Source organism: Sphingomonas sp. CCH9-F2 (assembly GCF_001556735.1).
Classification (GTDB): domain Bacteria; phylum Pseudomonadota; class Alphaproteobacteria; order Sphingomonadales; family Sphingomonadaceae; genus Sphingomonas; species Sphingomonas ginsenosidimutans.
On sequence record NZ_LSJO01000587.1, the window covers coordinates 1 to 8,731 of the forward strand.

The window sequence follows — 8,731 nt, forward strand, 5'->3', positions numbered from 1 at the left end:
GGCGCAGCAGTCCTTGACGAGGAACAGCGTCAGCGCGCGCAGGCCGTCCAGATCGGCGCGGTAGATGATCGAGCGGCTATGGCGTTCGGAGCGGACCAGGCCAGCGCGGGCGAGAATGCCGAGGTGCGCCGACATCGTGTTCTGCGGCACATCGAGCTGACGGGCGATTTCGCCGGCCGCCATCCCGGCGGGTTCGTGACGGACCAGCAGGCGGAACACATCGAGGCGCGTTCCCTGCGCCAGTGCCCCAAGCGCAACGATAGCCGAATCATTTTCCATATATCCAGCATAGCAGATATATGGCGTGGCGCTACTGTTGCTCGGTTATTCGTGGATCAGGTATCTCGCCACTCACCCGGCGAAGGATTTTTGGGAAGGTTTAGGGCGTCCCGTTTGTCGATCCTTTACGGGAAAGGTTGCCCCCGGGCGAGCGCCGCTTTTCTGTCGCTGTCGCGGTCCCGGATGACGATTCTGTCCGGGAGGGTTCAGGTCGCGAATCGGCGGATCGATGTGCCCGCGATGATCTGACGCATGGTGCGCCGGATCTTGCGGGAGATCCATCATGACCGCGACCGCCAACAACGCCCCGACCACCCCGGCAGATAAAGACGTCGAGCCGACGTCGACGAACACCGAAACGGCTTCGCCCACGGGCGCTACTATCGCAACCAAGCTGTCCCCGAGCCAGCAGGCGTTTGCGTTGGGCCTGGCTGAGGAGACGAAAGCAGCCGACAGGGCTGACGGTTTTAGTGGAGGCGACGATGCCACCGGTACCTTCGTCGCTGCGCCGCCGGTGGCAGGCGAGTTCCGGCTGCCACTCTCGAAGCTCGGCGAGTGGCCGTATCACCTGCGCGTGGGATCGCGCGAGCAGGGCGCGCACTTTCACGCGCTTTCGCTGACCGCCGCCGAACCGGACGACCTGCGCCCGCTGGTCGTTCTGCCGGAGGTCGATGGCGTGCATCCGATCGTGGACGGCCGCTTTACCTGGCACGCGCTCAAGGCAGTCCACATTGGCAACGAGGACGTCATGGTCCGTTGCGTGCGCTACGCCGGCACCGAGGCGGATGCGATCGCTTCGATGTGCGACACCGCGCTCGGCACGATCGAGGCCAGTGCCATGGAGAAGGCGCAGGCGCTCCTGAACCTCCAGCAGGTCAACGGAATTAGCCAGCGCGCGATCGCCGAACGCTACCCGCGCCTGACCAAGGACAAGGTCAGCAACATGCTGATCGCGGCCCGGATGCGGCAGGCGTATCCGGTGCTGTTCGATATCCTGGCCGAGCCGGATCTGTCGCCGATCTCGTACGGGACCACCATCCTCACGCTCCGCAAGGATCTGCCGCCCGAGGCGTTCCAGGCGATGCTCGACCGTGCCGAGGACATCGCCGCCAACGGCGAGCGGCTCACGCCCAAGGAGGCGCTCGCCGCGCTCGATGCGGATGGCGATACGGAGGCGTCGATCGCCGACAGGCCGACTAAGCCGAAGCCGGTCGTGCCGGTGAAGAGCGAAGAAATCTTCGGCCACGACGACCAGCCGGTCGCCGCCTACGAACGCTTCTCCGACGACGTCGATCGCATCAGCCTGCCCGACGTGTCGACGATGTCGATCGAGGAACGCGAGGTCGCCGCCAAGGCCTGCATCGCGCTCGTGCGCCGCCACTTCGGCGTGGACCAGCAGGGCTGAGGGAGGTTGGTCGGAGCGATCGACCGTGGACACGCCCACTTCTTCTTCCCCGGCCGGGGATGGCGGGACCGGTTCGAGGCGACTCGATCCGGGACTCGTCGAGCTCGTGAGGGCGCTTGCGCGGGCGAGTGCGGTACGGGACATTGCCACTGCCCGCCGCCGAAAGTCCGCCGATGAAAACCCTAGTTTACGCTCGCTTCTCCAGCCTGCTCCAGAACAGCCGGTCGATCGAGGACCAGATCACGATCTGTCGTGAACGCTGCGAGCGTGAAGGGTGGGAGATCGTCGAGGTCTATACCGACTACGCCATATCCGGCGCGGCCGGCATCGGCGAGAGCCAGCGGCCGGGCCTGGCCGCCATGCTCGCGCGGATCGAACGCGGCGGGGTCGACCAGGTGCTCGCCGAATCCACCGATCGCATCGCGCGGCACGAGGGCGACAGCTTCGCCATCCGCGAGCGGCTCGCCTTTGCCGGTGTCCGTCTGTTCACGTTGACCGATGGCGAGATCACCCACCTCACCGGCACCATCAAGGGGTTGATGGATGCCAACTTCCGCAAGGAACTGGGCGCCAAGATCAAGCGCGGCCAGCGCGGCACGGTCGCGCAGGGACGGTCGCCGGCTGGGCTGGCCTACGCTTATCGGATGGCTAACCGAATCGATGCGAACGGTCGCGCCATCCGAGGATTGCGCGAGATCGACACCGAAAAGGCGCAGGTCGTGATCCGCATTTTCCAGGACTATGCCGATGGTCGCAGCCCCAAGCAGATCGCAGAGCGCCTGAACGCCGAGGGTATCCCCGGCCCGCGCGGCGATCGCTGGCGCGCGACCACGCTGCGTCCCGATCGTACGCGCGGCAACGGTCTGCTCCAGAACGAACTCTACATCGGTCGCATCGTCCATAATCGCACGTCGAAGGTGGTCGAGCCGATGACGCGCCGCGTTCGCATCCGGCCAAATTCGCCCGACCAGTGGGTGATCGAGGACGTGCCGCACCTGCGCATCATCGATCAGGATCTTTGGGACAGGGTCCAGAGCGGCCTCCGTCGTCGCGAGGGCGGAGCGCCGGTCAAGCAGCGACGGGCTCGCCATATGCTCTCCGGCCTCGGCGTCTGCGGCGTATGCGGCGGCTCATGGAACGTGCGAACCGCTACTTACTGGGGTTGCGGCAGTCGCACCGAGGGCAGCGGCTGCACCAACAACCGTAAGATCTCGACCGAAAGCTATGAACGTCGCGTGCTGACGGGCCTGCGCGAACGGATGCTCGATCCCGACCTCGTCGAGCTTTTCGTTGCCGAGTATCGCGAAGAATATGCCAAGCGCGTCGCCAAGATGCGTCGCGAGCGCGGAGCTGTCGAGCGCCGGCTCGCCAATGCGACCGCAACGATCGATCGCCTCGTTGCCGCGATCGGTGCCGGGGCGGGGACTTTCGACCAGTTTCGCGACGCGCTGACGAAAGCGCGAACGGACCGCGAAGCGGCTGTGGCCGAGATGCAGGAGCAGGATGCGGAGCCGGTTGTGGCGCTGCATCCCGCAATCGCAGCAGACTATCGCCGCCAGATTTTGAGGCTTCAGGCTGCGCTGGCCGATCCGGAGGCCAACCAGGAGGCAACGACCGCCTTGCGCGCGCTCATCGATCGAATCGTGCTCACGCCCAACCCGGACGGACGCGGCGTAGCAATACAAGTGGAAGGCCGTCTTGCCGGCATCGTTGCACTTGCCACCGGGCGCGAGCCGCCGGAGGCACTTACTGCAAAGGTGGAGCGGGTGAAGGGAATCGAACCCTCGTCGTAAGCTTGGGAAGCTTCTGCTCTACCATTGAGCTACACCCGCATTTCAACGACTTAGCGTCGATAAGGCCCTCTGAACGGCGCCGGTTTATAGTTCCGGCTTACAGTGGGCGGGGTAGCCAATGCCACGGGGCCCGTCCTTCCGTCAACATGCATCGCCCGCGTTGCCGTGGCATTCATCACCTGGCCAGACCTCGGGCGATGCGCCTGCCAAGCGCAATCTGGCGGGCGGTGTCGCCGACGTAGATGCGGCAGATCTGCGTAAACTCATCGACAGACCATCCCATGATACTGGCGATCTCGGCATCGGCGAGGTCGGTCTTAATCATGAGATAGGTGGCGAACGTGCCGCGGACATCTGTGCCGACTGCTCTTCATCGCCTTCTTGACGATGGCGAACTCCCCAACTCACGACCATGTGACTCGTGCAAGGTCTTCCCGCCGCAACCCAGTCGCGGAACAGGAGAGAATGGCCCGGTATACCACGCGGCGCGCTTCTCTCGTTGCCTTTTCAAAAGTCGCCAGATCCTCCTTGGTCCAAATGATCTCCGCCCTTCTGCCGGTTGACGTAAATCTTCGCGATCTTTTCAGCGGCATCGATCTTCAGATCACCACGCTGAGCGCCGTATTTGAGTATCGCGCGCAGGACCGTAACGAGATTGTCTGCAGCGCCCGGCCTCTTTTAACGTTCACCGCGTCAGTCGACGATCTTGGCGATCATTGGCGTATGGTCGAATGCCGCAAGCGGGACCTCGCCCCATTTCAGTTCGATGGCGCGGACGCTCGAACTCCACGTCTTCTGCGTCTTCGGTGCAAGGTTTGACCATTCCGGAGCGTCTTGCCCCTTTCAACATCCGCCGGCATCATGGCCAGGCCTGCGTTAGCGCCGCGTCGATTTCCCGCGACGTGGGCAGGCGCAACAGATCGAGCTGTTGGTCATTCCATCGGATCAGGCCGCGATCCGCAAAGGCCCGCAGCCATCCCTCCATCGGCCACCGTTGCCAGCGCCGCTGAAAATAGCGGGCGTTGCGGACGATGTCGGCGATATGCTGAAGCGGCGGATCATAGCCGTCATGGTGCTGATGGCAGGCGATGGCGCCACCGACGAACAGCAGTCGCAATCCGGCGTCGGCCGCGCGAAACCCAAAATCCGTGTCTTCCCCGCCATAGCCGGTGAAGCCTTCGTCGAACCCGCCCAGTGCGTCGAACCGCGCCCGCCGGATGGCGAAAGCGAGCGACCAGAAAAGGCCGGGATTGCGCTCGTCGCGGATACCGTGAGCGGGGAAGCTGCGAACCGGATGAGCGCGACCGCGCGCCAGCAGATCGTTTTCCTCCCATGCCCCGCGCGCATCGTCCGGCCCAAGATAGCGGACGTCGGCACAGAGAAGCGCATCCTCCACCGTCAGTACCTCGACCAGCCGGCCGATACAGGAAGCGAGCGGAATGCAGTCGACATCCAGGAAGATGAGCTTGTCGTGCGTGGCGAGCCGGGCGGCCCGATTGCGCGCCGCGGCCAGTGGAAGGCCTGCGGTTTCGAACCGATCGATGCACACGTGAAAGGGGCATCGCGATAGCGACACCGGCTCGTCGCTCATGTCGACGACGATCAGTTCCTCGGGTTGCAGTGCGCTGCGGCGCAATCCCTCGACAAGCTGTTGCAGATGGGCGCGCCGGTTACGGACGATGGTGCAGACCGACACCCCCATCAGCGCCGCTTCCACAGATCGAGCCGATAGCCCGTGCACTGCTCCGCCTGCTCGACGCTGAAATCGTCCGCGACGCCGGCCCAGAGTTTTTCCACGGCTTCGTCGCCGCTCTGCGGATAGTCCGTCTCGCCCGTATAATGGACGAGGATCACGCGTCCGCCCGCGACGATGTGCGACCGCAGCCACGCGCCAGCGCGTTCCAGATCCACCCCGCCCCAATAATAGGCGACCTCCGACAGCACCACGAGGTCGAACGCCGCATCGTCTGGCGTCTGTCGGGGGAACGCCATCTGTCGCAGCACCAACCCGCGATGGTCGCCCATGCGTTCCCTCGCCTTCGCCAGTGCGTGAGCGCTGATATCCACCGCCAGCAGCGTATCACACAGGCTGACGAGCCGTTTCGTCAGGACGCCGTGCGCACAGCCAATCTCCAGCGCACGGTCGTAGCGCCGATCGGACAGCACCCGGAGCGTATGATCGAACTTGGCCGCCTCATAGGCGCTGCTCGCCAGATCCCATGGATCGTCGTCCGATGCGAAGATGCCGTCAAAATAGGCGGCGTCGAGCGATCCGGTCATGAGGCGATCCTTCGCAACGTCAATATGTCGTCGGCCTGCATCCGCACCTGCCGCGCGGCGAGACGAAAGCCGTCGCCGAGCAGCGGCGTCGTCTGGCTGCGATGCGCGTGGAGGGCGGCGCGCCGCTTGCCCGGCGGCATCGGCGGCGTCCTCAGCCGGCGGGCGCCTGCCGCGGGCACACTCCAGACGTGATAGCCGAAGACTGAAACTACCCGCCGCGCGATGGACGCGGCGGCCTGCGCAAGACGATAGGCGGCCTGGTGATCGCAATGCCGGTCCAGCCGGTCGCTGACGGCGATCGCATCGATCTTGCGGTCGCGCAGCCATCCCGCCAGCGTGGCCGCGCTCCGGCGAAAGGCGGCGCTGCCTGCTTCGTGCGGGTGGGCGTCGCGCCAGTCGAGCCAGTCGACCGGGACTTCGCCCGCACCCAGCCGGCGCAACGCGCCGCGCGCCTCCGCCTTGCGCACGATCGCCAGACGTGGTGTGCCGTCTGGATGCGATCCTGTCCCGTCCGTCAGATAGACGACGCCGCCCAGCCTTCCGTGCTTCGCGGCATGGGCGATCAGCGCACCCGCGCCCAGCGTCTCGTCGTCGGCATGCGGCGCCACGACCAGCCAGCGGGCGGCGGCCCAGCGGCTGGCGATCAGGGGTTGCGCCATCACCAAAGCCGATCGTCCTCGGGCCACACATCGTGGTCGAGCAGCACCTTGGCGGCTTCGTCCCGGGCATGGTCGGGACCGGCCTGGCGCAGATAAAGCGAAAGATCGCGGATGATCTTGTCCGCGCGCTCCCCGTCGAGCGCGCTGCGCGTGCCCAGGATGCGGGCAGCCGCTTCCATGACGACGAAGCCGGCATCTTCGACCACTCCACGGGCCAGCCGGGAGACGGCAATGCTGTCCTGCGCGCCGTCGGCGAAACGGCGGGCGGCCTCCGTCACCCAGAAGCCGGCGCTGCGCGTCGCGACGGCGGCCTGAGCGAAGCGCGCCCTCTGCACCGGGTCCTCGCGCGCCGCCGTGCGCATCAGCCGGCGGGTTTCGGCAAGAAGCGCCTCGATCCCGCCCAGCTGGACCGCGCAGAACCGCCAGGCGCCGGCGGTGAAGCGTGGATCGCGATCATAATCCCCCGGCGCGCCCAGCAGCGTGGTTTCGGAAAGGCACAGGCCCTCGACGCTATATCGTCCGCTGACGCTCGCGCGCATGCCGCGCACCCGCCATCCGGTCAGGTCGGCGCGCTCGGGGTCGTTGGCGGGGGCGATCGCCAGCCGGCGCTCGGACCCCTCGCAGGCGATGGTGATGAGCGCATAGTCCAGTCCGCCCGCACCGCTCGCAAAGTGCTTTTCGCCAGACAGGACATGCGGCGCCGCAGCGCTCATGGCGACGCCGGGTGCCGGCTCGGTCGCCCATACGCCGAACCATGCCCCGCGCCCCAGTGCCTCGTTCAGCCATGCGCGCTGTTCCGGGTTCGCGAACCAGTCGAACAGCAGCAGCGCATTGACATGGCCTTCGAACAGTCGCCCGATGCTGAGGTCGCCGCGCCCGACCTGCCGTAGCGCAAGAGCCATTGACCTGGCCTGATCGTGTGGGCTTGCGAAGCGCTCGCCGCCACAGGCCATGGGCGCGAAGCGCCGATGCAGGCCGGCACGAACCAGCAGGCAAAGGCTGTCGACCGGAAAATGCGGAGCGGCGTCATAGCGCGCGCCCAACTTGGCAAGCGCATCGACAAGCAAGTCCGGCCGCTCCGGCGACGGCTGGGCAGGTGCGGTCACGTCATACCTCTTTCCTGATGTCCGATTGCTGGGCGAGGGCGCCGATCCATCCGGCGACCCGCGCCGCGCCGCCGACCTCGCACAGGGCATCGGGCCAGCAAGCTGCCATCGCCTGCGCCTTGGCGATATGTCGAGGAAACGCCGCAGGCTCCGGCCAGTTTTCGAGGACGACGGCTGCGCCCAGTGCAGCGAGCCTATGCGCCTTCGAACCCTGTTCGTCGAAGGGGCGCGGCTCGGGCAGGCACAGGAACGGCCGTCGATGCGCCAGCACGGAGGCGAGCAACCCGTCGCCGGCAGCGCCGATGACGACAGCGGCTTCGGCAATCCTGCGGTCGGCATCCTCGACCCAGCCGAGCAGCGACAGGTTGGGCGGCGGATCGGCCGGCGCGGTGCACGGGCCGATGACCTGCCATGGCCTGTCCGGCATCGCTCTGGCTGCCTGCGCCCAGCGTTCGCCGTCGGAAGGCGCGCCGCCGCGCCCGATCACGACAAGGATATGATCGCCGGGCGCGACGTGCGCGTCTGATACGGGCGTGACGATGGTGGGGGCGTGGAAACTTTTCCTTCGCACCCACGGCGGCAGGTCCGGCTCGTCCAGTGCCGCATGGAACGGTGCCAGCAGCGCGGTGGCGCTCGCAAAGGCGTCGAGGTGCGGGCGGTCGATCCGTTTGCCGTTCAGGCGGACATAGACGGTCGGCACCGATGCCAGACGTGCGAGCATTGCCACCTCGACCGACACGTCCACGATCACGAGCGCCGGTCGCGCCGTCGCGATCCATTGGGTGAGCGCGGCGGTGCGCCGACGTATGCCGTCATGGTCGATCGGGGCGTAGTGGAGGGCAGGGGGGCGGTCCGTGCCGTCCACCCCGGCGAAGCTGTCATCCAGCCGGTCGTCGGGCAGGTCGATGCAGGGCAGGTCGCCGCTCCGCCCGGAAAGGCCCGTGCCCAGCAGGGTGACCGGGCGATCCATCGCCTGCCCGATCGCGATGGCCCGCTGCCGATGGCCGTCACCGTGATGGTGCACATAATAGCCGATCGGGCGGGTCATCCAACCTCCAGCCCCGGCAAGGGTATGTCGCAGGGAAGCGGCGGCAGGCGCTGCTCGGCCTCGTGCAGCAGGGTGCCCAGGAGCGGCCTTTGTTCGCGGCGCCAGCGGGCCCGCTCTTGCCAATGGCGAAAATCCGGTACCGCCGGGCTTTCGCCGCGCGC

General features: G+C 66.6%; 10 protein-coding genes and 1 tRNA gene. 3 read left to right on the forward strand and 8 right to left on the reverse strand.

Going from position 1 to position 8,731, the window contains the following annotated elements; translation table 11 throughout:
* On the reverse strand, nucleotides 1-279 hold a 279-nt coding region (locus AX685_RS16435), incomplete at its 3' end, for an ArsR/SmtB family transcription factor (protein WP_066490594.1).
* A 283-nt stretch (nucleotides 280-562) separates the two neighbouring features.
* Here AX685_RS16435 and AX685_RS16440 point away from each other — a divergent pair.
* The gene (locus AX685_RS16440; RefSeq protein ID WP_156445873.1) at nucleotides 563-1,684 is read left to right on the forward strand and encodes a hypothetical protein; all 1,122 of its coding nucleotides are present in this window, start codon (nucleotides 563-565) and stop codon (nucleotides 1,682-1,684) included.
* Nucleotides 1,685-1,857: 173 nt separating this feature from the next.
* Nucleotides 1,858-3,477, forward strand: coding sequence for a recombinase family protein (locus AX685_RS16445; RefSeq protein WP_082741029.1), 1,620 nt, complete (start codon nucleotides 1,858-1,860; stop codon nucleotides 3,475-3,477).
* On the opposite strand, the gene AX685_RS16450 is transcribed toward AX685_RS16445, so the two are convergent.
* Nucleotides 3,443-3,516, reverse strand: a tRNA-Gly gene (locus AX685_RS16450). The genes AX685_RS16445 and AX685_RS16450 overlap by 35 nt on opposite strands.
* A gap of 136 nt (nucleotides 3,517-3,652) precedes the next feature.
* Nucleotides 3,653-3,802 carry a hypothetical protein gene (locus AX685_RS21780; protein WP_156445874.1) on the reverse strand — a complete coding sequence of 50 codons (150 nt, stop codon included), beginning with the start codon at nucleotides 3,800-3,802 and terminating at the stop codon, nucleotides 3,653-3,655.
* Nucleotides 3,803-3,942: 140 nt separating this feature from the next.
* On the opposite strand from AX685_RS21780, the gene AX685_RS16455 reads away from it, so the two are divergent.
* Entirely contained in the window at nucleotides 3,943-4,296 is a 354-nt protein-coding gene (locus AX685_RS16455; RefSeq protein WP_156445875.1) for a hypothetical protein, read from the forward strand.
* Nucleotides 4,297-4,336: 40 nt separating this feature from the next.
* Here AX685_RS16455 and AX685_RS16460 read toward each other — a convergent pair whose 3' ends face one another.
* From AX685_RS16460 to AX685_RS16480, 5 genes are read right to left on the reverse strand one after another with little or no spacing between them, the layout of a single operon-like run.
* A complete protein-coding gene (locus AX685_RS16460; RefSeq protein WP_331710186.1) occupies nucleotides 4,337-5,194 on the reverse strand; it encodes a glycosyltransferase family 2 protein in 858 nt (285 codons plus the stop codon).
* Complete coding sequence (locus tag AX685_RS16465) at nucleotides 5,179-5,757, reverse strand: SAM-dependent methyltransferase (protein ID WP_066490602.1); 579 nt, start codon at nucleotides 5,755-5,757, stop codon at nucleotides 5,179-5,181. The genes AX685_RS16460 and AX685_RS16465 overlap by 16 nt, the downstream gene beginning before the upstream one ends.
* Nucleotides 5,754-6,416, reverse strand: a complete 663-nt coding sequence (locus AX685_RS16470; protein WP_066490603.1) for a PIG-L deacetylase family protein — start codon at nucleotides 6,414-6,416, stop codon at nucleotides 5,754-5,756. Before AX685_RS16470 ends, AX685_RS16465 begins: the two co-directional genes overlap by 4 nt.
* Nucleotides 6,416-7,522 (reverse strand): acyl-CoA dehydrogenase family protein, encoded by a 1,107-nt coding sequence (locus tag AX685_RS16475; protein ID WP_066490604.1) that lies wholly within the window; start codon nucleotides 7,520-7,522, stop codon nucleotides 6,416-6,418. The genes AX685_RS16470 and AX685_RS16475 overlap by 1 nt, the downstream gene beginning before the upstream one ends.
* A 1-nt stretch (nucleotide 7,523) precedes the next feature.
* Nucleotides 7,524-8,570 (reverse strand): glycosyltransferase, encoded by a 1,047-nt coding sequence (locus AX685_RS16480; protein ID WP_066490607.1) that lies wholly within the window; start codon nucleotides 8,568-8,570, stop codon nucleotides 7,524-7,526.
* Between the last annotated feature and the right edge of the window lie 161 nt (nucleotides 8,571-8,731).

Excerpts from the sequence above, each read along its gene's own strand:
- AX685_RS16440 (WP_156445873.1), top strand. The coding sequence starts at position 563 with ATGACCGCGACCGCCAACAACGCCCCGACCACCCCGGCAGATAAAGAC.
- AX685_RS16445 (WP_082741029.1), top strand. The coding sequence starts at position 1,858 with ATGAAAACCCTAGTTTACGCTCGCTTCTCCAGCCTGCTCCAGAACAGC.
- AX685_RS21780 (WP_156445874.1), bottom strand. The coding sequence starts at position 3,802 with ATGATTAAGACCGACCTCGCCGATGCCGAGATCGCCAGTATCATGGGA.
- AX685_RS16455 (WP_156445875.1), top strand. The coding sequence starts at position 3,943 with ATGGCCCGGTATACCACGCGGCGCGCTTCTCTCGTTGCCTTTTCAAAA.
- AX685_RS16465 (WP_066490602.1), bottom strand. The coding sequence starts at position 5,757 with ATGACCGGATCGCTCGACGCCGCCTATTTTGACGGCATCTTCGCATCG.
- AX685_RS16470 (WP_066490603.1), bottom strand. The coding sequence starts at position 6,416 with ATGGCGCAACCCCTGATCGCCAGCCGCTGGGCCGCCGCCCGCTGGCTG.
- AX685_RS16480 (WP_066490607.1), bottom strand. The coding sequence starts at position 8,570 with ATGACCCGCCCGATCGGCTATTATGTGCACCATCACGGTGACGGCCAT.